Source organism: Pseudomonas sp. GW822-FHT04C11 (genome assembly GCF_058800905.1).
In genome coordinates, this window is the sequence record NZ_JBXAMS010000005.1 from 253,711 (window position 1) to 278,891 (window position 25,181).

Here is a 25,181-nt window from a genome sequence, read left to right on the forward strand (position 1 = left end):
CGGAACCCGCCAATAGCAATTGACAGGGCCAGTATGCTAAAGAAAACACCCGAGCAGACCCGATGAGCACAAATGTCCACTGGCGCACACCTGAACTGAAAGCCAACGACCCTCGCGGCTTGCCGATCCGTCAGGTCGGTTATCTGCGCAAGGTCGCTGGTGGAGCACAGGAAACACTGATCACCCGGCAACGCCATGACACGCTCGGACGGCTGGTCGAGCAATGGGACCCGCGACTGTTCGGAAAGGCCCCCAGACCTAACCAGGCCAGCGTCTATCGGCTGTCAGGTGAAGCGCTCAGGGTCGACAGTGTCGACGCCGGTCGGCACCTGAGCCTGGCCGGACTGGCCGGTGAAATCCTTCAGCACTGGGATCAACGCGGTCATCACTGGCGAACCACTCACGATCACCTGATGCGCGTGGTCGCCGTCGAGGAAAACGCGCAACCGAACATCGAAACCTTTACCTACGCCGACGCCTCTGCCGACCCCGGGCACAATCAACGTGGCCAGATGATCGAACAGGTCGATCTCGCAGGTGTGTTGAGTGTCAGTGGCTTCAGCCTGCACAGTCAGCCACTGAGTGAAACCCGCACTTTTCCCGACACCCAGCGCTACACCAGCCGCCGACACTACAGCGCCCTTGGCGCGGTACTGACTCAAACCGATGCCGGCGACCATCATCAGCACACGCGCTACGACATTGCCGGGCAACTCAAGCACGTCATGCTTCAGCTCGATACCGCCAGCCCGCGTCAAGACATTCTCAACGACGCGCAGTACAACGCTGCCGGCCAGATCATCGAACAGAACGCCGGCAACGGCGTGATCAGCACCTGGGGCTACGACCCTGTCGACGGTCGACTGCAGACGCTCAAAGCCGGAAAACCCGGTGAAGCGCTGTGCCAGAACCTTGAGTATGTCCATGACCGCATGGGCAATGTGCTGCGCATCGAGGACCACACACTGACCACGGTGTTCTTCGCCAATCAGCGCATCGACGGTCATCGCGAGTTTGTCTATGACTCGCTGTACCGGCTGACGCAGGCGAGCGGTTTCGAGGCTGAAAAACCCAATCTCCAGCCGGGCTTGCCAGACTTGATCACGCCCATCGACCCCGCTCGACGCTTCAACTACACCCGGCACTACGCTTACGATCTTGGCAACAACCTGACGACGGTGTGTCATCTCCGCGACGGTAACACCTTCACTCGCCAGATGTGCATCGATGAACACAGCAACCGGGGCGTGCGCTGGGAAGAAGGTGATCCAGAGCCGATTTTCGATGAGCTCTTCGACCCCAACGGTAACCAGTTACTGCTGCAACGTGGCCAGCCGCTGAACTGGAATGCCCGTGACCAACTGGCCAAAGTGACCTTGCTCACACACAGCAACGGCCTGCCTGATGACGAAGAAACCTACCGCTACAGCCAAGGCATGCGGGTCTACAAACGCCATGTATGGCATACCCCGTCCGCTAACCACTACCACGACGTGCGCTATCTGCCAAGACTGGAAATCCGCACCCGCAGCGACGGCCAGCAACTGCACGTCATCACCTTGTCGACCGGCGTGGGCAGTGTGCGTTGCCTGCATTGGGTCACTGGAAAACCGGCCGGCATCAAGGCAGATCAACTGCGTTACCACCTCGCTGATCATCTTGGCTCAACCGTTCTGGAGCTGGATCGCAACGGCGCCTTGATCAGTCTGGAGTTCTATTATCCCTACGGCGGTACATGCTGGTGCGCGGCGCGGTCGGTAGTAGAGGCCGATTACAAGACCCTCCGGTATTCGGGCAAGGAGATGGATGACAGTAAGCTTTACTACTATGGTGACCGGTATTACGCGCCGTGGTTGCAATGTTGGATCAGTGCCGACCCGGCCGGGGACGTGGATGGGCTTAATCCGTATGCGATGGTGGGGAACAACCCCATTCGTTACATTGACGAAGAGGGTTCTTCTAAAACAGAAAGCGAATTGCTCAACGAAATAAAGGCGTTCAGCAAAAACCTGTCCACCGCGATCAAGGTCGTGGACAAACAAAACGCATTGTTCGAACACCTCTTTGAGGATAAGGATAGAAACACAACGATCGCCAAAGTCTCCACGTTCACGGTAGTGACTGGCATTGTGACCACCGCTGCAACCATTGCCGGAGGCCTGTTAGGTGGCCTGGCGGGAACGCTCACGTTGCCCATAGCAGGCACTATAGGGGGCGTTGGTCTCGGTGCATTCGGTGCTAAAAAGGCGACCGCTGAGGTCATGAAGAAAATTGGCAAAGAGACCCATTTGGAACCGTCGATCACTCCCAAGGCAGCGGAGCTCTCCTGGGAAAAAATCAAAGAGAAAAACACACCGACATTTACCATTGAAAATGCTCATCAAACTTACAAAAAATATGACCCGAAGACTCAGGAAGGCCAAAAAAATGCCTTTATGAAGCTAGCAAAAAAAACCCTGAAAGAGTTCATGACATACGGTGCAAAAGAGATGATCCAGTTAGGAAAACTCTCTGAAGAGGCAAATGATGCACAAAACGGCTTAAGCCCTATGAAGATCAACAGACTGGGCGATGAGTACGCGAAATTAAAAAGCAATGCCGAAGCAGATTTCCACCTCATGATGGAGAACTTTATCGCGCTGAAAACCAATGTTCTGTTTTCAACCGGCGGTTTGACAGGACGTGATAAGTTGATAACTCTTGCGGGAGTAAAAGCAGACATGAATATATTCCGGGCCAAAGTAAATAAAGGTCAAGAATTAGCATCCAGGTATGCACAGCGGCAGGGTTGGTAAGAGCGATCACCTCATGCACCGCAGGCCCGGAACGTACGTGAGACTATTACTGATACTCGGCAACGGCGTGCTATGGTGCCGATCCCGATGACTGCCCATTCCCGACCGCATGCCTCTGATCTCTCGCGCATCCAGGTTGACGCTCTACACCTTACTGATCCTCGCTGGCGCCGCCCTCGCCGCCGCCCTGGCCATGCGCCACGCCGAACGCCAGGCCCAGGTGGACGATGCCGCCCGCGCCAATCAGCAACTGGCGCTGTACGCCAATTCCCTGCACACCTTGATCGAACGTTACCGCACCCTGCCCGCGGTGCTGGCGCTAGACCCGGAACTGCGCGCCGCACTCAATGGCCCGGTGAGTGCTGATCAACAGGATGCGCTGAACCGCAAACTGGAGAAGATCAACGGCACGGCCCAGTCGTCCACCCTGGAACTGCTGGATCACACGGGCCTGGCCGTGGCCGCCAGCAATTGGCGCTTGCCCAGCAGTTACGTCGGCCACAACTACGGCTTCCGCCCTTATTTCAGCCAGACCCGCATCCAGGGTGCCGGACGCTTTTACGCGGTGGGCGTGACCAGTGGAATTCCCGGGTATTTTCTGTCCAGTGCGGTGAAGGGCGATAACGGCGAGTTTCTCGGCGCCATGGTGGTGAAACTCGAGTTTCCGGAACTGGAACGCGAATGGCGTCAAGGCAGCGACACGCTGCTGGTCAGCGATGCGCGGGGCATAGTGTTTATCGCCAATCAGCCGGGATGGCGCTATCGCTTGCTGAGCACGCTGTCGGACACTGATCGCGCCGAGCTCAAAACCACCCGCCAATACGACAAGCAGCCGCTGACCCCGCTTGACCATCAACCGATTCGACACTTTGACCAGAACAGTTACCTGGCCCGCGTCGACGGCCCCGACGGCACAGCGGATTACCTCTGGGAATCGCTGCCCTTGAGCACCGAAGGCTGGACCTTGCACCTGCTGCGTCGCCCGCAAGTGGCCTTCGAAGATGTGCGTAACGCCGGGTTGGCCGCTGCCGGACTCTGGCTGGCGCTGGTGTTTTTGCTGCTGTTTCTCAGCCAGCGTTGGCGTCTGGCCAGGTTGCGCCAGCGCAGCCGCGAAGAGCTTGAACGCTTGGTCGAAGAGCGCACCCGCGAGCTGCGCACCGCTCAGGACGGCCTGGTGCAATCGGCCAAACTCGCGGCGCTGGGGCAAATGTCGGCGGCCCTGGCCCATGAAATCAACCAGCCACTCACCGCCCAGCGCACGCAGCTGGCGACCTTGCGCCTGCTGCTCGATCATGGCCGGGTCGACGACGCGTATAAAGCGCTGAGGCCGGTGGATGAGATGCTGACGCGCATGGCCGCCCTCACCGGTCATCTCAAGACGTTCGCGCGCAAAAGCCCCAGCGGTTTGCGCGAGCGTCTGGACCTGGCGGCGGTGGTCGATCAATCCTTGCAGTTACTTGACGCTCGACTGCGCGATGAACAGATCGACCGGGTTTTGCACATGAGTCGCCCGGCCTGGGTTCGCGGCGATGCGATTCGCCTGGAACAGGTGCTGATCAATCTGCTGCGCAACGCCCTCGATGCGATGCGTGACAAACCACTCAAGCGTCTGGAAATCCGCCTTGAAGCCGATGAACAGCTATGGCGCCTGACCGTCGCCGACAGCGGTGGCGGTATTGCGCCGCAGGATCTGCCGAAGGTCTTCGATCCGTTCTTCACCACCAAACCGGTGGGTGACGGCCTGGGCCTCGGGCTGGCGGTATCGTTCGCCATCGTGCATGAACTCGGCGGTCGCCTGAGCGCCGACAATCACGGCGACGGCGCCGTCTTCACCCTCACCTTGCCCATCGATCTGGAGACGCACATTCAATGTTGAACTCGGTGATCGTGGTCGACGATGAGAGCAGTATTCGTGATGCCGTCGAACAGTGGCTGAGCCTCTCGGGGTTCGAGGTCAAACTGTTCAGCCGCGCCGATGAATGCCTGGCGCAACTGCCGGCAAATTTTCCCGGGGTGATCCTCAGCGATGTGCGGATGCCCGGCATGACCGGCCTGGAACTGCTGGCCCGGCTGCAACAGCGGGACGCCGATTTGCCGGTGATCCTGCTGACCGGCCACGGCGATGTGCCGATGGCGGTTGAAGCCATGCGCGATGGCGCCTACGACTTCCTCGAAAAACCCTTCAGCCCGGAAACCTTGCTCAGCAGCCTGCGCCGGGCGCTCGACAAACGTCGGCTGGTGCTGGAAAACCGTGCCCTGCATGAACAGGCCGACAACCGCAGCAAACTCGACGCCAGCCTGCTCGGCGTCTCCCGTGGTTTGCAGACCCTGCGTCGGCAAGTGCTGGACCTAGCGGCGCTGCCGGTGAACGTGCTGATCCGCGGCGAAACCGGCAGCGGCAAAGAGCTGGTCGCCCGCTGCCTGCATGATTTCGGCCCGCGCGCCGACAAGCCGTTCGTGGCACTGAACTGTGCCGCAATCCCCGAGCAGCTGTTCGAAGCCGAGTTGTTCGGTCATGAAAGCGGTGCCTTCACCGGCGCTCAGGGCAAACGTATCGGCAAGCTTGAATACGCCGATGGCGGCACTTTGTTCCTCGATGAAATCGAAAGCATGCCGCTGGCTCAGCAGGTCAAATTGCTGCGGGTGTTGCAGGAGCAAAAGCTTGAGCGACTGGGCTCCAACCAAAGCATTCACGTGGACCTGCGGATCATTGCCGCAACCAAACCCGACCTGCTGGATGAAGCCCGCGCCGGGCGTTTTCGCGAAGACCTGGCGTATCGGCTGAACGTCGCGGAGTTGCGCCTGCCGCCGTTGCGCGAACGACGTGAAGACATTCCGTTGTTGTTCGAACACTTCGCTCACGCTGCGGCGCAGCGGCTGGGACGCAGCTTTCCGCCTCTGAGCGGCCCGCAGTTGAGTCGGTTGCTGAGCCACGACTGGCCGGGCAATGTGCGCGAACTGGCGAACGTCGCCGAGCGTCAGGTGCTGGGCCTGGGCGAACCGGAACCGGTCGGCATCGAACCCGGCCAGTCCCTCGCCGCCCAGCAGGAAGCCTTCGAAGCCCACTGCCTGCGCGCCGCACTGACCCGGCACAAGGGCGATATCAAAGCCGTGCTGGAAGAACTGCAACTGCCGCGTCGGACCTTCAATGAAAAGATGCAGCGGCATGGGCTGAGCCGAGAGATGTTCCTGTAATCAATCATTCCCACGCAGAGCGTGGGAATGATCATGCGTAGGCGGTTTTTTGCTCATCACCCTATTCACCATAAGCGGATTTCCGCTCACTCATTCCCGTAACCCCCTCTAAACCGGCCCTCTCCCCCTTGGCACAGCTCCTGCTATAGCCCTCGCAGGCTGCGTTTACGCGCGCTCCACAAAAACAATTAAATGAAGGATCCGTCATGGATAACTCACAAACCCTGCCTCTTGGGTCGGCCGCTGTGCCTGCCAAAGAAAAGACCACGGCCAGCCGCATCAAATCGATCTTCAGCGGCTCTGTCGGCAACATGGTCGAGTGGTACGACTGGTATGTCTACGCCGCCTTCTCGCTGTACTTCGCCAAAGCCTTTTTCCCCAAAGGCGACACCACCGCCCAACTGCTGAACACCGCTGCGATTTTCGCCGTGGGCTTTCTGATGCGTCCGATCGGCGGCTGGCTGATGGGCCTGTATGCCGACCGCGCCGGACGTAAAGCGGCGTTGATGGCATCGGTCTACCTGATGTGCTTCGGCTCGCTGATCATCGCCTTGAGCCCGGGTTATGAAACCATCGGCGTCGGCGCACCGATCCTATTGGTGTTCGCCCGCTTGCTGCAGGGCCTGTCGGTCGGTGGCGAGTACGGCACCTCGGCCACCTATTTGAGCGAGATGGCGACCAAGGAACGTCGCGGCTTCTTCTCGAGCTTCCAGTACGTCACGCTGATCTCCGGCCAGCTCATCGCCCTGGGCGTGCTGATCGTGCTGCAGCAAACCCTGACCACCGAACAACTGTACGATTGGGGCTGGCGTATTCCGTTTGCCATCGGTGCACTGTGTGCCATCGTCGCGTTGTACCTGCGTCGCGGGATGGAAGAAACCGAGTCGTTCGCCAAGAAAGAAAAGTCCAAAGAAAGCGCGATGCGCACCCTGCTGCGTCATCCCAAGGAACTGATGACCGTGGTCGGCCTGACCATGGGCGGCACCCTGGCCTTCTACACCTACACCACCTATATGCAGAAATACCTGGTGAACACGGTCGGCATGAGCATCTCCGACTCCACCACCATTTCGGCGGCCACGCTGTTCCTGTTCATGTGCCTGCAACCGGTCATCGGCGGCTTGTCGGATAAAGTCGGGCGGCGGCCGATCCTGATTGCCTTCGGCATTCTCGGCACCCTGTTCACCGTGCCGATCCTCACCACCCTGCACACCATCCAGACCTGGTGGGGCGCGTTCTTCCTGATCATGGCGGCGCTGATCATCGTCAGCGGCTACACCTCGATCAACGCAGTGGTCAAAGCCGAACTGTTCCCCACCGAAATCCGCGCGCTGGGCGTCGGCCTGCCGTATGCGCTGACCGTGTCGATCTTCGGCGGTACCGCTGAATACATCGCCCTGTGGTTCAAGAGCATCGGCATGGAAACCGGTTACTACTGGTATGTCACCGCCTGCATCGCGGTGTCGTTGCTGGTGTACGTGACCATGAAGGACACCCGCAAACACTCGCGGATCGAGACTGACTGACCGGCAAAAATCCCACAAAGGTGCAAGGCCTTTGTGGGAGCCAGGCTTGCCCGCGATAGCGATCTGGCAGGCGGCCTGTTGAGTGATCGTTCTCACGCTCCTGCGTGGGAACGATCATCACAGGACGCTTAAGACAACTCGGCAGCCCTACGACTCGCGTACTTGTTCTGCACACCACCAATCCCCCCGCCAAACCCGCGACGAACCGATAACGATCCGTTAATGCCCTGCTGACACTCTCGTTCTGTCGCCGCTTGAATCCATATCGACATCTCGTACGTATACACAATGCAGGCCTCGAAGCCGTGGTCTGGAACAGACTGCGACGATCTTAATATCCACTTAATCGATTGTTTTTAGCATTTATTTGCGCTTTTTAATCAAATTTTTTTGCGTAGTATGAGCTCCATACCCAACGCACAACACGCAAACACACTTGGAGTACACATCATGAAAACCCAACTGATCCTCGCTCTGACCCTCTCCGTACTGGCCGCCAACACCTTCGCCGCCGACGGTTATGACCGCACCGGTTCTGGCGCTTTCACCGCTGAACATTCGGCCGCTGTCGCGGCTGATGGTTACGATCACACAGGCTCGGCGTCTTTCGCCGCTGACGGCTTCGATCGCACTGGCTCGGCCAAAGTCGCGTCTGATGGTTTTGATCACACCGGTACCGCTGACGCTATCGCCGCCGACGGTTTTGATCGCACCGGTACTGCCGCCGCTATCAGCTAAACCTTGGGCAGACTTCACAGCCCGGCTTCGGCCGGGCTTAGTTGTTTCTGGGACAGTGAAAACCCGGCGCTGCGAGAGTGGCACTCACCCTCAATGACTTGCACTATGGCAACCTTCACCTTTACGTCTGCACAAGAGCCCGCCATGTCTGATGATATTCACTACTACGAACCTGCCCTGGGCCATGGCCTGCCCCACGACCCGTTCAACGCCATCGTCGGCCCGCGGCCTATCGGCTGGATTTCCTCGCAGGATGCCGAAGGTCGGCTGAACCTGGCGCCGTACAGTTTTTTCAACGCGTTCAACTACATTCCGCCGATCATCGGGTTCTCAAGCGTCGGCCGTAAAGACAGCCTGAACAACATCGAGCAGACCGGCGAATTCGCCTGGAACCTGGCCACCCGTCCGCTGGCCGAGCAGATGAACCAGAGCTGCGCGACGGTCCCGGCCGACGTCAACGAATTCGAACTGGCCGGGCTGACGCCGGCAGCCTCGAAAATCATTCAGGTGCCACGCGTCGCTGAAAGCCCGGTGTCCTTCGAGTGCAAGGTCACGCAGATCATTCAGTTGCAACGTGCGGATAAAGAAGTGGTGCCGAGCTGGCTGATTCTTGGCGAAGTGGTCGCCGTGCATATCGCCAAGTGGCTGCTCAAGGATGGGGTGTACGACACCGCCGCGGCAGAACCGATTCTGCGCGGTGGTGGGCCGGCGGATTATTTCCAGCTGGGGCCTGAGGCCTTGTTCAAGATGTTCCGCCCGGGGGCGACCAAGGCATAGGTCAAATCGTTACCAGACCAGTTCGCCGTCTTCAGCGACGTCGGTCAACTGCTCAAGCTTCTGCTCGGCAGCCTGATCGGCTTCGAAGGCGGTCTTGAATTTCTGTTCATCGAGGATTTTGTGAAAGCGCGGGGCGCCTGAGCCACCCAGGGCTTTGACGGCGATGGCGGCGCTGTAGCCTCCTTCACCCGGTACTACGGCGGAAACAGCTTCGAACTGTGCAAACTCTTTACGTGCCATGTCGCGGATCCTGGCCAATGGAAAGTCGGCCATTCTAAACCGTCAGCTGGCCAACTGCTGTAGTGAGGCACTGTTCAACTGCGGATATTCGCCGTGTGCCTGAGCCGCCGAGACTTCGCTGAAGGTGTGAAAATCCAGGCTGTTGACCACCAACTCTTGCACCAGCTCGGCAAAGATCTGCATGGCCGGGGTGCCGAAGTAGGCAGTCATGGCCTGCTGGTCGACCCAAAAACCGGACACCAGCCACAGTTCGGGATCGCACAACGAATGCTGCAAGGCAAAGTGCAGGCAACCGCTGGCCTGACGCGACGGTTCGATCAGGCTGCTCAAACGCGCGCCCAACTCCATCGAGCGGCCTGCGCGGGCACGGACAAAAGCCATATGGCTGACGGGGATCTGCGTGGACATGTTCGACTCTCCCTGATGTAGACGATCGGCAGCCTGAGAGAAGCTGCGACAGGGACAGAGATTAAGCGACAGGCGCTAGGCCCGTTAGTCGATTCCTGCCGGCTTATTGCACAATCCTGCACCCGCAGCTGACTGCCGCCTAACCAGCGCCAGGTCAGCTGCGCAAATGTGACAAAGGGGTTTCAAGCAAGTTTTCCCGCGTTCTGTTTACGTTCTCTATGCTGAATCCGACCACACAGCAGGATCAGGCAAGTTTTGCGCAGGATTTGCCTACCACCCGGACTTGCACAAATTTAAGCTGTGCTCATCCCATCTCCTTGCCGAGGATGTTTTGCATGCCATCTCTGGATTCCACTCACGCCCCGCTGGATGCCAACATGGAAAAACAGCGTGTGGAGCTCTCGGCAATCATTCGTCGTAATACCTGCGAGGATGGCAGCTACGCGACCGCCATCGGCTCGTTGTTTTTGTCGCGTCACAGCCAGTCCCACGACTTTGCCCCGGTGCTCGCGCAACCGGCCCTGTGCATCATGGCCCAGGGGCGCAAGGAAGTTCGGCTGGCCGACGACGTCTTCAACTACGACCCGCTCAACTATCTGGTGGTCTCGGTCTCGATGCCGCTCAGCGGACGGGTGGTCGATGTCTCGCCAGATAAGCCGATCCTGGCCTTGCGCCTGGATATCGACCCGGCGGAAATCACCGCATTGATTGCCGACGCCGGGCCCATCGGCGTGCCCACCCGCCCTGCCGGGCGCGGCCTGTATGTCGAACAACTGGATCAACCGATGCTCGATGCCGTGCTGCGCCTGGCACGCTTGCTCGACACCCCGAAAGACATCGCGATGCTCGCGCCGCTGATTCGCCGGGAAATTCTCTATCGCTTGTTGCGCAGCCCCCAGGGCCATCGGCTGTATGAGATTGCCGTCGCCAACAGCCAGAGCCATCGCATCGGCCAGGCAATCAAATGGCTCAACGGTAACTACGAGCAGCCGTTGCGCATTGATGAGTTGGCCAAGGAAGTGAACCTGAGTGTGTCGACCCTGCACCATCGCTTCAAGGCGATGACGGCGATGAGTCCACTGCAGTATCAGAAGCAACTGCGCCTGCAAGAGGCGCGGCGCTTGATGCTCGCCGAGGGCATCGACGCCTCGGCGGCAGGTTACCGCGTGGGCTATGAAAGCCCCTCGCAGTTCAGCCGCGAGTACAGCCGGCTGTTTGGCGCGCCGCCGTTGCGGGATCTGGCGCGGTTGCGGATGACGGTTTGAAGCGGTTGCAGAATGCTTATTGTGGCGAGGGAGCTTGCTCCCGCTCGGCTGCGCAGCAGTCGTAACCCAGCAAACGAGTTTTGCCTGACACAACCCGATTGCTGATGTTGGGCCCGCTACGCAGGCCAGCGGGAGCAAGCTCCCTCGCCACAGTGATCGGCGTCGTGACTTAGGCGGCGAGTACGCGGCAGGCTTCGGATGGAATGGTCACCGACACCGGGTTGCCGATGCTCAGGCCGATACCCTGGCACGGCGTGCTCAACGCTGTCAGCGTCACGCCGGAACACTCGACCGTGGTTTCGATGGTCGCGCCGATATCGCGCACGAACGTCACCCTGCCCAGTAAACGATTGCCTGCGGTTGCCTGTGGGTGCGACAGCTGGAGGTCTTCCGGACGCACCAGCATCTTGACTTTTTCACCGACCACGATGCTGCTGCAAATCGGCACCTGAAGCGCATCGCCACCGGGCAAACCGACTTTACCGTCACCCAATGCCGTGGCCGGAAAAATGTTCCCCGAGCCGATGAAGTCGGCGACGAACTCGTTGGCCGGATGCCGGTAGATCTCGATCGGCGTGCCGACCTGCTGCACCCGATTCTGCCCCAGCACCACCACGATGTCCGCCATGGTCATGGCTTCGCGCTGGTCGTGGGTGACCATGATGGTGGTGATGTTCAGGCGTTGCTGAAGCTGGCGGATCTCCACTTGCATCGATTCGCGCAGCTTGGCATCGAGGGCCGACAGCGGTTCGTCGAGCAGGAGGATTTTCGGGTGCGAGGCAATCGCCCGGGCAATCGCTACGCGCTGACGTTGCCCACCGGAGAGCTTCGCAACCGGGCGATCAATCATTTCTTGCAGCTGAATCAGCTCTAGCAACTCCACCACCCGCGCCTGCTGATCGGCCTTGCTCACGCCACGCAGTTTCAGCGGATAGGCGATATTCTCGCCGACCGTCATGTGCGGGAACAGCGCCAGCGACTGAAACACCATGCCGAAGTTGCGCAGGTGCGCCGGTGTGTTGCCGATGTCTTCACCGTCCAGACGAATTTCACCGTCGCTCAGGGTTTCCAGGCCAGCGATCATTCGCAGCAAGGTGGTTTTGCCACAGCCCGAAGGGCCGAGAAAACACACCAGCTTGCCCTCAGGCAGGTGCAGATTGACGTCCTTCACCGCGCACGCCGTGCCGTAGCGTTTCTCGACGTTTTCCAGAATTAAACCAGTCATGCTTCACCTCAAGAATCAGAACGAGACGCCACCTTCACCGACCAGCTTCTCCAACGCCCAAATGAGGACGAAGTCGATCAGCACGATCAGCACGGCAAACGAGAATACGGTTGGGTCCAGCGACGATACGGTGCGGCTGAACATCCAGATAGGCACGGTCATGACATCGATGGTGTAGAGGAAGTAAGTCACGGTGAACTCGTTGAACGAGACAATGAACGCCAGCAGCATCCCGGCGAGGATCCCCGACTTCATCAACGGCACCACCACATCGACAATCGCCCGCATCGGCGAAGCGCCGAGCATTTGTGCGGCTTCTTCGACTTCGCTGCCGATGGACAGCATCGCCGCGGTGCAGTTTTTCACCACGAACGGCAAGGCCAGGATCACGTGGGCAATCACCAGTCGCGACACCGTCATCTGGAACGGCAGGCTGTCGAACACCAGCAACAACGCCAGGCCCAGTACCACCATCGGAAACACCAATGGCAGTGACATCAACTGCAGTGCCACGGCTTTGCCACGAAACTCCAGGCGGGTCAGTGCATAAGCTGCCGGCACCGCAACGAGGGTCGCGAAGATCATGGCCATGAACGAGACCATCAGGCTGGTGGTCATGGCTTTGCCCAGGCTCAGCACATCGCTGGCGTCCGGGGACGCGAAGGTGTGCCAGGCGGCCTTGTACCATTGCAGGCTGTAACTGCTGGGTGGGAAGTCGAGGTTCGAAGAACCACTGAACGACATGACAATCATGGTCAGGATCGGCAACACCGCCAGAAACAGGATGACGCCTGAAAGGATCCCGGCAAATTTACCGGTATCGCCTGGCAACAGCGACAGGCGCTTCTTGCTCAACGTGCTCATTGCGAAGCCTCCAGCATGCGCCGACGACGGCCAGTGATGTATTCGGACAAGGTCATGATGGCCAGCGTGGTGACGATCAGCACCACACCCGCCGCAGAGGCGGCTGGCCAGTTCATCAGCGGCGCGATCTGGTCATGCACCATCACCGCGAGCATCGGCACACGCCGACCACCGAGCAGCAAGGGCACCACAAAGCTGCTGGCGTTGTAGGCGAATACCAGGGTCGCGCCGGTGATGATTCCCGGCATGCTCATCGGCAGCACCACCTGGAAAAACACCTTCAAGCGGCTCGCGCCCAAGGTCGCCGCGGCTTCCTCGTAAGTGCGGGCAACGCCGCGCATGGCGCTGGCAATCGGCAGCACGGCCAACGGGAAAGCGGTTTGGACCAGGCCCATCAAGACGCCGTTCTGGTTGTACAGCAGCATGATCGGACGCTTGATCAAACCGAGGCCCATCAGCGCCTGATTGAGCATCCCGCCAGGTCCCAGAATCACCAGCCAGCCGTAGCTTTGTAGCAACAGGTTGACCAGCAACGGCAACAGCACGGCGGCCAGAAACACTCGACGCAGCAACGGCGAGGTCAGGCGCGACATGGTGTACGCCACCGGGATTGCCAGCAGCACGGCAATCACCGCGCTGATCAATGCCAGGCGCAAGGTCAGCAGCAGGGATTTGAGGTAATAGGGTTCCAGCAGCTGGGCATAACTGGTCAGGCTGAAACCGCTCCATTCCGCGCCTTTGGTGCCCACGCTCATGCGCAACACCAGCAGGCTGGCGGCAATCAGCACACCGAGAAACAGCATCGATGGCGAAAGAAATAACCAGGCGCGCGTCGTCGGCGAAACGCCGAAGCTCGGGCGTACGGCAACGGGGCTGACCGTTTGGGTCAGAGGTTGGTGTTCCATAGCAATGGTCTCGTCAATGGAAGGCAAAAAACCTGGAGCCGTACAAGAAACCGTGGCGAGGGAGCTTGCTCCCGCTGGGCCGCGAAGCGACCCCAGAACCTGCCAACCGGTGTTTTTCCGACACACCGCATCTACCGGTTCACGACTGCTGCGCCCGAGCGCGGAACGGCCGGCGGGAGCAAGCTCCCTCGCCACAATGGATCTCCAGGCGGCAGACGTCAGGAAGAGAAGATTTCCGTGTAGCGACGAATCCATTGGTCATGCACCGTCGCCAGGAAGGCGTTGTCGTGCATGATCGCCTTCTCGGCAATCTGCTCCGGCGTCAGGATGTACGGGCTCTTGCGCGCTTCGGCAGAGATGATTGCCTTGGCGTTGACCGGGCCGTTATAGATGTCTTCGGCCATCTTGCCCTGCACCAGCGGATCGAGTGAGTGGTTGATGAAGGCATAGGCCAGGTCGGTATCGCCCGGACGGTTCTTCGGCATGACCGACTGCATCAGGTCGGTGTAGAAACCTTCCTTCATGCCAAAGGTTGCACTCAGACCGTAGTTCGGATCGCGGATCTGTTTCGGGAAGAATGCAGGAGCGTACAACCCACCCATGTCCAGGGAGCCGGTGCGGAACAGTTCGGCGATCTGGTTCGGGTTTTCACCCAAAGTCACCACGCGGCTCTTGAGCTCGGCGAGTTTCTTGAAGCCGGGTTCGATGTTGTGCTCGTCACCACCGGCCAGTTTGGCGGCGATGATGATCAGGTCCATGGCCTCGGTCCAGTTCGGCGGCGGCAGGAAGATGTTCGGCGCCAGATCCGCGTCCCACAGGGCCGCATAGCTGTCCGGGGCTTCTTTCTGAGTGCGGCTGCTGTAGACGAGGCTGTTGCACCAGAGCAGGTAACCGATGCCGTGACCGTTGGCCCCGGTGCGGTATTTCTCCGGTACGTCGATCAGGTTGGGAATGCGGTTCAGGTCTGGCTTTTCCAGCAACCCGGCAGCGGCCAGACCTTCAGCGCCGACGCCAGCCAGGGTGATGACGTCGTATTGCGGGCGATCACCACCGGCCTTCAGTTTGGCGACCATTTCCGAAGTACTGCCGGTACGGTCCGCGATGACCTTGGCGCCGGTCTTGGCTTCAAAGGTCGCGGCGATGTTGCGCAGCGCCGCAAGCCCGGTGTCATCGGACCAGGTCAACAGCCGCAGGGTCTTGCCCTGAAAACGTGTGTCACTGGCGTTGGCGCGGATGAACGGCATGCTCATGGCGGCCGCCGCAACCGATGCAACGCCTACGGTCTTGATGAATTGTCTTCTGTTCAGATCATGATCGCCCATGAAGGACTCCCTTTATTGTTGTAGGTATGAGTTAGGAGCATCCCTTGCGCCCGCGCTCTTCGATCCGCTGCCAGCCCCGTGTTACAAGGGCTGTAGCGAGGTCTGCGGGTTCATCCTGAGGTCACGCAAAACGCGCAACAATCGAAAAAAAATCATTGGTGCCATGTCCCTGGCGCATGCCTCGTTACGAGGCATGCGTGGGCCGTTTTCGTGCTGTCAGACGGCGCGAATCACGTGCTTTATTTCTTGAAACGCCTGCAAGCCCCACGGCCCCAACTCACGGCCGATGCTGCTCTGCTTGTAGCCGCCCCAGGCCGTCTGCGGGAAGATCACCTGCGGCGCGTTGATCCACACCAGCCCCGCCTGCAAGGCGTTGGCGACCCGTTCGGCGGTCAGCGGATCAGCGCTGACCACGCTGGCCACCAGACCGAACTGGCTGTCGTTGGCCAGCTCGATTGCCTCTTGCTCCGTGGCAAAACTGCGCACACAGAGCACCGGGCCAAAAATCTCTTCACACCACAACGCACTGTCGAGGGGCACTTCGGTGAAAATGGTCGGCCGCAAAAAATAGCCATGCGGCAGATCGGCAGGCCGGTCACCACCGCAGACCAACCGCGCACCCGCGCTCAAGCCGCGATCAATGTGGCCCAGCACGCGCTGGTACTGCGCCTGATTGACCAACGCGCCCATTTCAACCTCGGGGTCAAACGGGTCAGCCACGCGAATCGCATTGGCCCGCGCCGTCAGGCGCAGCAGGAATTCATCCGCCAGCTCATCGGCAACCAACACCCGACTGGTGGCCGAACACATCTGCCCGGCATTGAAGAAACCACCGCCACTGGCCAACTCCACAGCCAGGTCGAGATCGGCATCCGCCAGCACCAGCAGCGAGGATTTGCCACCCAGTTCCAGGCTCACGCCCTTGACGGTTTCCGCCGCACGCTGCATGACCTGAACGCCGACCGCGTTGCTGCCGGTGAAGGAAATTTTTGCCACCCGCGGATCGGCCGACAGCGGCGCACCGACCGCCAGCCCGGTACCGCAGACCAGGTTGAACACACCGTCGGGCAAGCCGCTCTCGGCGATGATCGCCGCCAGTTCCAGCTCCGGCAGCGGCGTGACTTCCGAAGGCTTGAGCACCACGCAGCAGCCCGCTGCCAAGGCTGGTGCGAGCTTCCAGGCGGTGGTGACCATCGGGAAGTTCCACGGCACGATCAACCCGACCACACCGCACGCTTCACGGCGCACGCGGGCGGCGAAGTCTTCGCTCGGCAGTTCCACAACGCGGTCCTGGCCGGCGTCCAGCGCTTCAGCGAGACCTGCGTAATACTCGAACGTGGCGATCACGTCATCGACGTCGATGCCCGCTTCGAACTGTGGCTTGCCGTTGTTGCTCGACTGCAAGTGCATCAAGCGTTCACGGCGGGCCTGCACTCCATTGGCGATCTTGCGCAGCACCGCGCCGCGTTCGGCACCGGTGGTTTTCGACCACTGCACAAACGCCGCGCTGGCCGCTGTGACCGCTTGATCAACCGCGCGCTGATCGCCCCCCTTGACGGTGGTCAACAGCGCTTCGGTCGCCGGATTGATGACCCGCAAATGCTCGTCACCAGCCGACCATTGGCCGTCGATGTACAAACCGTCCTGGATGATAGGAAAGCTCATGCCGACACCGCCTTCATCCACTGGGTCTGGTCGATTTCGATCAGCGTCGGGCCCTGGCGATCAGTGGCTGCACGCAATGCCGCGCGCAGTTCTTCAACACCGCTGATGGCGTGTGCCGCACAGCCCAGGCCTTTGGCCACGGCGATGAAATCCGGGGTGTAGATGTCGACGCCAACCGGTTCGATGTCGCGGTTGACCATGTATTTCTTGATCTCTTCGTAGCCCTGGTTATTCCACAGCAGGACGATGACCGGGGTGCGTGCTTCCACCGCGCTGGCCAGTTCCGGCAAGGTGAATTGCAGGCCGCCGTCGCCGATCAGGCACACCACCGGTGGACGACTGTTGCGTTCCTGACCACCGCCGAGCCACGCGCCAATGGCCGCCGGCAAGGCATAGCCGAGGGTGCCGTAACCGGTCGACGAGTTGAACCAGCGACGCGGGCGTTCCGGGTTGAACGTCAGGTTGCCGGTGTACACCGGTTGGGTCGAGTCGCCGACGAATACCGCTTCCGGCAACTCATCCAGCACGGTGTGCAGGAACTGCGTCTGGGCACGGGTTGGCGCGTCCCAGATGGTTTCAAGTTCGGCACGCAAGCTGGCGGCGCGAGCCTGGCCCCAATCGCTGCAACGCTCGGCCAGCGAATGTTTGGCCACGCCGTCGAGCAAGGCCTGGGCTGCGCTTTGTGCGTCGGAGACCAGCGCCACCTTGGGCGGGTAGTTGCGCACGGTCTGGTCCGGGTCGATGTCGACCCGCAGCAAAGTGCCCGGAATTTCAAAGCCACCGGCAAAGGTCACGTCGTAGTCGGTCTCGGCCAGTTCAGTACCGATGGCCAGGACCACGTCGGCGTCAGCCACCAGGGCACGAGTGGCCACCAGCGTTTGCGTCGAACCAATGAGCAACGGGTGAGCCGACGGCAGCATGCCTTTGGCATTGATGGTCAGCGCCACCGGTGCATCAAGTAATTCGGCAAGCCGGGTCAGCTCGGCCGCTGCATCGATCGAACCGCCACCGGCGAGGATCAACGGGCGTTTGGCGTTGGCCAGCAGTTCGCTCATCTGCGCCACGGCCGACGGCGCTGCACCGGCGCGAGTGATGCTCACCGGTTGGCTGGCGAGCAAGGCATCGGCGTCTTCGACCAGCACATCGAGCGGGATTTCGATGTGCACCGGACGCGGCCGACCCGCCTGGAACAAGGCAAAGGCACGGGCCAGCACGCCCGGCAGTTCGGCAGCGGACATCAGCGTGTGGGAGAACGCAGCAACGCCGGCCACCAGTGCGCCCTGGTTCGGCAGTTCGTGCAGCTTGCCGCGTCCGCCGCCCAACTGACTGCGCGATTGCACGCTGGAGATCACCAGCATCGGGATCGAATCGGCGTAGGCCTGGCCCATCGCCGTGGTGATGTTGGTCATGCCGGGGCCGGTGATGATGAAGCACACACCCGGTTTGCCGCTGGTGCGGGCATAACCGTCAGCCATGAAGCCGGCACCCTGCTCGTGACGCGGAGTAACGTGGTTGATGCTCGAACGGGCCAGCCCGCGATACAGCTCAACGGTATGCACGCCGGGAATGCCGAACACCTGCTCGACCCCGTAACCTTCGAGTAACTTGACCAATACTTCGCCGCACGTCGCCATATCTTTACCCTTCTTGTTCGTTGAGACGCTGGCCCCGCGCGGCATTGGATGGCGCGCCGCGGTGCTCAGTCATGGCGTTATTGGAACGGTCAGCGGGTAGCCGCAACAATCGATAAAAAGTCATACTCGCCATGTCCTCACCTCATGCCTTGGCGTTCTATGAAACGACTTCCCCCCCTTCCCGCGTTGCACACGTTCCTGATCACGGCCCAGTGCTGCAATTTCACCCGGGCAGCCGAGCAACTGCACATCACCCAGGGCGCGGTGAGCCGGCAGATCGCCGGGCTGGAAGAGCATTTGGGCTACACGCTGTTTCATCGCCAGGCACGCGGTTTGAGCCTGACGGCCGAGGGGCTCGAGTGGCTGCCACGGATCCAGCAGGTGTTCGGTTTGATCGATGAGGCGGTAGAACAGGTGGGCGCACACCGCGAAACCTTGCAGCTCAAGGCCCCGACCTGTGTCATGCGTTGGTTGCTGCCGCGTTTGCTGCAATGGCAAAAAGAACGCCCGGACGTGCCGGTGGAGTTGACCACCACGGTGCAACATGGCGTGGATTTTCATCGCGAGCAGTTCGACGCCGCCGTCATGTACGGCGCGCCGCCCGACAGTTCGCTGGCCTCACTGCATCTGTTTGACGAGCAACTGACGCCGGTCTGTTCGCAGCCTCTGCTCGACGGCCCGGTGCCGCTGCACAGCCCGTCAGACCTGAGTCAACATTTGCTGCTGCACCCAACGCGCGATCAGCGGGACTGGAAGGCCTGGCTGAAAGCCGCGGACGTCAACCTCAACACACTCGGCAAGGGTCAGCATTTCGAAACCCTGGACCTGGCGATGTCCGTGGCGTCTCAAGGAACGGGGGTGGCGATTGGGGATTGGTCGTTGATCGGCGATGACCTGAGTGCCGGACGGCTGGTCATGCCTTTTGATTTGAAGGTGAAAACGGGGCTGGGGTATTACCTGGTGTTCCCGCAGAAACCCGGACCGTCGCCGCAGTTGCGTGAACTGATGGAATGGCTGGTGGTGCAGGCGCAGGCGCGCTGAATCTGCCCTCAAACGCTTCCCCCTGTAGCAGCTGGCGCAGCCTGCGTTCGAGCGCGTAGCGGTCGTAAAACCTGCACACGCGATTCTTCAGGTAAACCGCATGTGCCGGATTGCGAGCGCTGCGCACTCGAACGCAGGCTGCTACAGGGAGCGCGTGGTGTCCTTTGGATCAGTAGCCCACAGTAAACCGCTGGCGGCTATGCGCTGGCTTCTCGACTTCATCGAGCATCGCAATCGCGTAGTCGGCGAAGGTGATCCAGCTCTTGCCTTCGGCGCTCACCAGCAGATGGTCCTTGCCCACGCGGAAGGTGCCGGTACGCTCGCCTTCGACGAACAGCGCCGACGGTGAAAGGAAGGTCCAGTCCAGATTCTTTTCCTGACGCAAGGTGTCGAGGTAGACGCCACCAGCAGTGGCCTCGGCCTTGTACTCTTCAGGGAAGTTCGGGGATTCGATGACTTTGCTGCCATCCGGCACCAACAGGGAACCGGCACCACCGACCACCAGCAGACGCTTCACGCCGGCCTTTTTGACCGGCTCGATAATCGCGCTGGCCGGGATCGTCGAAAAGTGTGCCGCGCTGATCACCACATCAGCACCTGCGACCGCCGCTTGCAGCGCTGCGCTATCGGCAACGTCGACATTTTTGCTGACAACACCGGCACGCGGGCTGATTTTCGAGGTGTCGCGGGCGATGGCGATGACGCTGTGACCGCGACGCAGGGCTTCTTCCAGCAGTTGGCTACCGGCACGACCGGTGGCGCCAATGATTGCGATCTTACTCATGAACAGTGCTCCAGTTGATTAGGTTGACCTGTGGCGAGCGAGCTTGCTCGCGCTGGGCTGCGTAGCAGCCCTAAAGCTTCGTACTCATTGCAGATTTTACGAGTGCTGCGCCCTCGAGCGGGAGCAAGCTCCCTCGCCACAAGGGGTGAAGCGATTTACCACTTCATCTCGCCTTTGGCGACTTTGGCGCTCAGCTCAAGCGAGCTTTCTTCGCCGAGGTTCGGGTAACGCTTTTTCATCGCGGCGATCAGCTCGGCCGAATCTTTGGCCTTGGCAGTTTCAGCGTCGAACGCCTTGATGTAGTCGGCGGTGAAGTGCACAGCGGCCAGCGAACGTGCGCTGTCACCCAGGTAATGACCTGGAACGATGGTGTTCGGTTTCAGGCTGTCGATGGTCTTCAGCGTAGTCAACCAATCGGCATGGGACTGCGCGCTTTGAGTATCGGCCATCCACACGTGGATGTTTTCCGCGACGACCACACCACCGACCGCGGCTTTGATCGACGGGATCCAGACAAAGGTCCGGTCCGGTTGCTTGCCGTCCAGGCCAATGATGTCGAGCTGCTTGCCTTCCAGGGTCAGGCTATGGCCCTTGAGCACACCCGGCACGATGGTTTTTGCCGGTGCATCGGCACCCAGTTTCGGTCCCCAGAACGCTACTTTGCCTTCAACGGTGGCCTTGATGTGATCAACCGTCGGCTGTGAGGCGAGCACTTTGGCTTTTGGGAACGCAGCGGTGATCGTGTCCAGGCCGAAGTAGTAATCCGGGTCACCGTGGCTGATGTAGATGGCGGTCAGTTGCTTGCCACTGGCGCGGATTTTTTCCACCACCTGCTCGGCCTGGGATTTGCCGAATTGCGCGTCCACCAGAATCGCTTCTTTCTCGCCGCTGACCAGTACCGAGGTCACCGGAAAAATCGCAGCGGCGCCCGGGTTGTAGACGTCCAGGGTCAGTGCCGGCGTGGCGGCTGCCGCATGAGCGGCAAAACCCAGGGTGGCGGTGGCGAGTAAAAGACGCTTGAAAGAAGTGAAGCCGATCATGGTGCTGCTCCGTTGTGCATAAGCCGTGTTTGGCGATGGGACAGAGCTTAGTTGCCTGACTCGCTACAAAAAATGCGATGCTTGAACATAGTTTGTTTCTGAAAGCGGGCAAATCATGGATCGTCTCCAAGCAATGCGGGTGTTCGTCACCGTCGTCGACCTCGGCAGCCAGTCAGCCGCGGCCGATCACCTGGACCTGTCGCGCCCGGTGGTGTCGCGCTATCTGGCCGAACTGGAGGACTGGGTCGGGGCGCGCTTGATGCACCGCACCACGCGCAAACTCAGCCTGACCGCCGCCGGCACCGAGATCCTGCCGCGTTGCCGGCAGATGCTCGATCTGTCGAGCGACATGCAGGCCGCCGTCAGCGAGCCGGACGATGCGCCACGCGGCTTGCTGCGGATCAGCGTCAGCACCTCGTTCGGTCAGGCACAACTGGCGGACGCCATGGCGGCATACGTCAAACGCTTTCCCGGGGTCAGCATCGACCTGCAAATGCTCGACCGCACGGTGAACCTGGTGGACGAGCGCATAGACCTCGCGATCCGCACCAGCAACGACCTGGACCCGAACCTGATTGCCCGAAAGCTGACCGTCTGCCGTTCGGTAATCTGCGCCTCCCCCGCCTACCTGCGCGAGCACCCGACGCCGCAACGGGTCGAGGATTTGAGCCAGCACAATTGCCTGACCCACTCCTACTTCGGCAAAAGCCTCTGGCATTTCGAACAGGACGGCGAGCAGGTTTCGGTGCCGGTGCAGGGCAACATCAGCGCCAACGAAGCCAGCACGCTGTTGCGCGCAGCCATGGCCGGTGCCGGCGTGGCGATGCTGCCCAGCTACCAGGCCGGCGTGCATATCCACAGCGGCGAACTGGTGCGCCTGCTGCCACACGCCGAACCACGGCAGATGAACATGTACGCGGTGTACGCCTCACGCAAACACATGCCCGCGGCGCTGCGCAGCATGCTGGATTTTCTGGTGTCGAGATTTCCCGAAACACCTGCGTGGGATGTGGGGCTTTAAAGGCAGAACACATACTTTGTGGCGAGGGGGCTTGCCCCCGTTCGGCTGCGAAGCAGTCGTAAAACTTGCAAGCGAGTTCTATCTGATAGATCTCGATTGCAGGATTTGGGCTTGCTTCGCAAGCCAACGGGGGCAAGCCCCCTCGCCACAATGGTTTCGCTGCTGATACTGAGTAAGTGGTGTGGGCGGGGTTTATGGCAACTCACCACCGCTGACCTATGCTGATATCAGTACCCCTTAAAAAATAAGAGGTATCGGTTCAGAGGTCAGCGCCATGAGCGTTAAAACCAGAAGGTATCTCGCGATCTTTATCACCTGCACCGCCGCGCTGGCGTTGTATGGCACCGCCGCCTATCGCGTTGAACAGGCCCGGCAGCTGCCACGTGAGTACGCCAGCTGCAACTTTGAACGGTGCATTCCACACACCGCGACCCTGAACCTCAAGTAACGAGGGCGCTTAGCCCTCGCTATCCTGATCAGCCTTCAAGCGATCCCGAAACGCCTTCGGCGAGATCCCCACGCGGCGTCGAAACAGCCGGGTGAAATTGGTCGGGTCAGAGAACCCCAACACATCCGACATCTCGTAGATGGTCATGCTGGTGTAGGTCAGCAGTCGCTTGGCCTCCAGCAACTGGCGCTCGTGCATGATCTGCAATGCCGGTTGTCCCGCCAGCTCACGGCAGGTGCCGTTGAGGTGGGACACGGAAATCCCCAACCGGTGTGCCAGATCCTCGACCTTCACGTGCTGGCGATAATTCTCTTCCACCAGTTGAATAAACCCGTTGAGGTATTCGCGTGCACGCTGTGGTCGCTGACTGGCGGCGCGGCGCTGGATCACCTGGCGGCTGACCCACACCATGATCACGCTGACCAGCGAATGCATGAGCATTTCGCGTGCTGGCTGGTGCCCGACGTATTCATTCTGCAAGGCTGTAAACAGGCTGTTGAGGTAGTCCGCATCGCTTCCTGCCGCGTAACTCTCCGCCACTGCCAGGGCATTCACCGAACTGCCCAGCTGCGCTTGAAGATGAGCCACCAGCGGCGCGGCCAGTGTCACCACAAATCCCTCTACATCTTCGGAAAAACGAAAGCCGTGCACCGACAGCGGTGGCAGGATCTGGATCGCGGCTTCGCTCAGTTGCGTGCGCTGCCCCTCGATCTCCAGCTCTGCCTGACCTTTGTACACAAACAGTAACTGACATAAATCGGCATGCCGATGGGGTTTGATTTCCCATTGATGTTCACGGCTGCGTTTGGAAATGGTTTCGCAATGCAACAAGTCAGGGGTCGGCCAGTCCAGGCTCTCGCCATAGAGTTTGAATACGGGAATCGAAGGAAGGGCAGGCTTGTTCATCACTTCAGTCCAGGCCTCAGCGTAACGGGCGGTAATCGCCCCGATTGGCGAAATGTACAGGTTTCAGCGCAGTTTTCACCTTCAATTGACCGACTCACAAGCGAAAAATGCAAGCACTCGATTCATAAAAACCATTCACCGACTTTGTCCGCGTGAAGCTTGCGAGCCCTAACAATAATGAAAACCCTCAAAACCCAAGTCGCGATTATCGGTGCAGGCCCCTCTGGCCTGCTGCTCGGCCAGTTGCTGCACAACGCCGGCATTGCCACGGTCATTGTCGAACGCCAGACACCCGACTATGTACTGGGGCGAATCCGCGCCGGGGTCCTGGAGCAAGGCATGGTCGAGTTGTTGCGCCAGGCCGGCGTCAGCCAGCGCATGGACGCTGAAGGTCTGGTGCATGGCGGCTTCCAGCTGGCCCTCGATGGACGCCAGGTGCACATCGATCTACACGCGTTGACCGGCGGCAAAACCGTGATGATCTACGGTCAGACCGAAGTCACCCGCGACCTCATGGCCGCCCGTCAGTCGGCGGGGGCATCGACCCTCTACGAAGCCAGCAACGTAATACCTCACGGGATGAAATCCGACGAACCGTTCCTGACCTTTGAAAAGGACGGTGAAACCTGGCGCCTGGACTGCGACTACATTGCCGGTTGCGACGGCTTTCATGGTGTCGCACGGCAATCGATTCCCGCCGACACGCTGAACATATTCGAACGGGTCTACCCGTTCGGCTGGCTCGGTATACTCGCCGACACCCCGCCGGTCCACGATGAACTGGTGTACGCCCGACATGCTCGCGGCTTCGCGTTGTGCAGCATGCGGTCGACCACACGTACCCGCTATTACGTTCAGGTGCCCGCTGACGAAAAGGTCGAGGACTGGTCCGATCAGCGCTTTTGGGAAGAGCTGAAATCGCGCCTGCCGCAGGCGCTTGCCGACACGCTGGTCACCGGTCCGTCGATTGAAAAAAGCATCGCGCCGCTACGCAGTTTTGTGGTCGAGCCCATGCAGTACGGGCGGATGTTCCTGGTCGGCGACGCGGCCCATATCGTCCCGCCCACCGGCGCCAAAGGCCTGAACCTGGCCGCCAGCGACGTCAGCACCTTGTTCAACATTCTGCTCAAGGTCTACCGCGACGGCCGCACCGAGCTGCTGGAGAAGTACTCGGAAATCTGCCTGCGGAGAGTCTGGAAGGCCGAACGGTTTTCCTGGTGGATGACCTCGATGCTGCACACCTTCGAAGGCAGCGATGCCTTCAGCCAGCGCATCAGCGAGTCGGAGCTCGAGTACTTCGTCGACTCCGAAGCCGGTCGCAAAACCATTGCAGAAAATTACGTCGGGCTTCCGTACGAGGCTATCGAATAGCCTGCTATCGA

The 25,181-nt window shown here is 60.2% G+C and carries 22 protein-coding genes; 11 read left to right on the forward strand and 11 right to left on the reverse strand.

Going from position 1 to position 25,181, the window contains the following annotated elements; genetic code table 11:
• Positions 1 to 62 precede the first annotated feature (62 nt).
• From AC1RJ3_RS10845 to AC1RJ3_RS10870, 6 genes are all read left to right on the forward strand, one after another.
• A complete protein-coding gene (locus AC1RJ3_RS10845; RefSeq protein WP_347927859.1) occupies positions 63 to 2,795 on the forward strand; it encodes an RHS repeat domain-containing protein in 2,733 nt (910 codons plus the stop codon).
• A gap of 109 nt (positions 2,796 to 2,904) precedes the next feature.
• On the forward strand, positions 2,905 to 4,671 hold the full coding sequence (locus AC1RJ3_RS10850) for a sensor histidine kinase (protein ID WP_493078867.1): 1,767 nt from the start codon (positions 2,905 to 2,907) through the stop codon (positions 4,669 to 4,671).
• On the forward strand, positions 4,665 to 5,990 hold the full coding sequence (locus AC1RJ3_RS10855) for a sigma-54-dependent transcriptional regulator (RefSeq protein ID WP_493078869.1): 1,326 nt from the start codon (positions 4,665 to 4,667) through the stop codon (positions 5,988 to 5,990). The genes AC1RJ3_RS10850 and AC1RJ3_RS10855 overlap by 7 nt, the downstream gene beginning before the upstream one ends.
• Positions 5,991 to 6,196: 206 nt before the next feature.
• Positions 6,197 to 7,516, forward strand: a complete 1,320-nt coding sequence (locus AC1RJ3_RS10860) for an MFS transporter (RefSeq protein WP_477772139.1) — start codon at positions 6,197 to 6,199, stop codon at positions 7,514 to 7,516.
• A 450-nt stretch (positions 7,517 to 7,966) separates the two neighbouring features.
• Positions 7,967 to 8,254 carry a hypothetical protein gene (locus tag AC1RJ3_RS10865; RefSeq protein ID WP_493078871.1) on the forward strand — a complete coding sequence of 96 codons (288 nt, stop codon included), beginning with the start codon at positions 7,967 to 7,969 and terminating at the stop codon, positions 8,252 to 8,254.
• 144 nt (positions 8,255 to 8,398) lie between these two features.
• Positions 8,399 to 9,031, forward strand: a complete 633-nt coding sequence (locus tag AC1RJ3_RS10870; RefSeq protein ID WP_054593751.1) for a flavin reductase family protein — start codon at positions 8,399 to 8,401, stop codon at positions 9,029 to 9,031.
• Positions 9,032 to 9,040: 9 nt separating this feature from the next.
• Here the strand turns inward: AC1RJ3_RS10870 and AC1RJ3_RS10875 are convergent, their stop codons facing one another.
• Together AC1RJ3_RS10875 and AC1RJ3_RS10880 are read right to left on the reverse strand one after the other, a co-directional pair.
• Positions 9,041 to 9,304 carry a hypothetical protein gene (locus AC1RJ3_RS10875; RefSeq protein WP_054593752.1) on the reverse strand — a complete coding sequence of 88 codons (264 nt, stop codon included), beginning with the start codon at positions 9,302 to 9,304 and terminating at the stop codon, positions 9,041 to 9,043.
• A 9-nt stretch (positions 9,305 to 9,313) separates the two neighbouring features.
• Entirely contained in the window at positions 9,314 to 9,679 is a 366-nt protein-coding gene (locus tag AC1RJ3_RS10880) for a putative quinol monooxygenase (RefSeq protein ID WP_054593753.1), read from the reverse strand.
• A 335-nt stretch (positions 9,680 to 10,014) separates the two neighbouring features.
• On the opposite strand from AC1RJ3_RS10880, the gene AC1RJ3_RS10885 reads away from it, so the two are divergent.
• A complete protein-coding gene (locus AC1RJ3_RS10885) occupies positions 10,015 to 10,944 on the forward strand; it encodes an AraC family transcriptional regulator (protein ID WP_489110877.1) in 930 nt (309 codons plus the stop codon).
• A gap of 169 nt (positions 10,945 to 11,113) precedes the next feature.
• Here AC1RJ3_RS10885 and AC1RJ3_RS10890 read toward each other — a convergent pair whose 3' ends face one another.
• The 6 genes from AC1RJ3_RS10890 to AC1RJ3_RS10915 all read right to left on the reverse strand — a co-directional run bounded on the left by AC1RJ3_RS10890 (position 11,114) and on the right by AC1RJ3_RS10915 (position 18,559).
• Positions 11,114 to 12,169 carry an ABC transporter ATP-binding protein gene (locus AC1RJ3_RS10890; RefSeq protein WP_103315058.1) on the reverse strand — a complete coding sequence of 352 codons (1,056 nt, stop codon included), beginning with the start codon at positions 12,167 to 12,169 and terminating at the stop codon, positions 11,114 to 11,116.
• A 15-nt stretch (positions 12,170 to 12,184) separates the two neighbouring features.
• Positions 12,185 to 13,033, reverse strand: coding sequence for an ABC transporter permease (locus tag AC1RJ3_RS10895; protein ID WP_216742091.1), 849 nt, complete (start codon positions 13,031 to 13,033; stop codon positions 12,185 to 12,187).
• Positions 13,030 to 13,938 (reverse strand): ABC transporter permease, encoded by a 909-nt coding sequence (locus tag AC1RJ3_RS10900; RefSeq protein ID WP_493078876.1) that lies wholly within the window; start codon positions 13,936 to 13,938, stop codon positions 13,030 to 13,032. Before AC1RJ3_RS10900 ends, AC1RJ3_RS10895 begins: the two co-directional genes overlap by 4 nt.
• Before the next feature lie 218 nt (positions 13,939 to 14,156).
• Positions 14,157 to 15,260 (reverse strand): ABC transporter substrate-binding protein, encoded by a 1,104-nt coding sequence (locus tag AC1RJ3_RS10905; RefSeq protein WP_054593758.1) that lies wholly within the window; start codon positions 15,258 to 15,260, stop codon positions 14,157 to 14,159.
• 216 nt (positions 15,261 to 15,476) lie between these two features.
• Positions 15,477 to 16,925 carry an aldehyde dehydrogenase family protein gene (locus AC1RJ3_RS10910; RefSeq protein ID WP_493078879.1) on the reverse strand — a complete coding sequence of 483 codons (1,449 nt, stop codon included), beginning with the start codon at positions 16,923 to 16,925 and terminating at the stop codon, positions 15,477 to 15,479.
• Positions 16,922 to 18,559, reverse strand: coding sequence for a 5-guanidino-2-oxopentanoate decarboxylase (locus AC1RJ3_RS10915; protein ID WP_493078881.1), 1,638 nt, complete (start codon positions 18,557 to 18,559; stop codon positions 16,922 to 16,924). Before AC1RJ3_RS10915 ends, AC1RJ3_RS10910 begins: the two co-directional genes overlap by 4 nt.
• A gap of 159 nt (positions 18,560 to 18,718) precedes the next feature.
• Here AC1RJ3_RS10915 and AC1RJ3_RS10920 point away from each other — a divergent pair, with 159 nt between their 5' ends.
• Positions 18,719 to 19,600, forward strand: a complete 882-nt coding sequence (locus AC1RJ3_RS10920; protein WP_054593761.1) for a LysR substrate-binding domain-containing protein — start codon at positions 18,719 to 18,721, stop codon at positions 19,598 to 19,600.
• Positions 19,601 to 19,769: 169 nt separating this feature from the next.
• Here AC1RJ3_RS10920 and AC1RJ3_RS10925 read toward each other — a convergent pair whose 3' ends face one another.
• Positions 19,770 to 20,384 carry an NAD(P)-dependent oxidoreductase gene (locus tag AC1RJ3_RS10925; protein WP_493078883.1) on the reverse strand — a complete coding sequence of 205 codons (615 nt, stop codon included), beginning with the start codon at positions 20,382 to 20,384 and terminating at the stop codon, positions 19,770 to 19,772.
• 155 nt (positions 20,385 to 20,539) lie between these two features.
• A complete protein-coding gene (locus tag AC1RJ3_RS10930; RefSeq protein ID WP_493078885.1) occupies positions 20,540 to 21,424 on the reverse strand; it encodes an MBL fold metallo-hydrolase in 885 nt (294 codons plus the stop codon).
• A 115-nt stretch (positions 21,425 to 21,539) separates the two neighbouring features.
• Between AC1RJ3_RS10930 and AC1RJ3_RS10935 the strand changes: the two genes are divergently transcribed.
• On the forward strand, positions 21,540 to 22,445 hold the full coding sequence (locus tag AC1RJ3_RS10935; RefSeq protein WP_493078887.1) for a LysR family transcriptional regulator: 906 nt from the start codon (positions 21,540 to 21,542) through the stop codon (positions 22,443 to 22,445).
• Positions 22,446 to 22,719: 274 nt separating this feature from the next.
• Positions 22,720 to 22,893, forward strand: a complete 174-nt coding sequence (locus tag AC1RJ3_RS10940; protein WP_173859945.1) for a hypothetical protein — start codon at positions 22,720 to 22,722, stop codon at positions 22,891 to 22,893.
• A gap of 9 nt (positions 22,894 to 22,902) precedes the next feature.
• Here the strand turns inward: AC1RJ3_RS10940 and AC1RJ3_RS10945 are convergent, their stop codons facing one another.
• Complete coding sequence (locus AC1RJ3_RS10945) at positions 22,903 to 23,799, reverse strand: helix-turn-helix domain-containing protein (protein WP_054593765.1); 897 nt, start codon at positions 23,797 to 23,799, stop codon at positions 22,903 to 22,905.
• 177 nt (positions 23,800 to 23,976) lie between these two features.
• Here AC1RJ3_RS10945 and pobA point away from each other — a divergent pair, with 177 nt between their 5' ends.
• Positions 23,977 to 25,170, forward strand: a complete 1,194-nt coding sequence (pobA, locus tag AC1RJ3_RS10950; RefSeq protein ID WP_493078890.1) for a 4-hydroxybenzoate 3-monooxygenase — start codon at positions 23,977 to 23,979, stop codon at positions 25,168 to 25,170.
• The last annotated feature ends 11 nt before the right edge of the window (positions 25,171 to 25,181 follow it).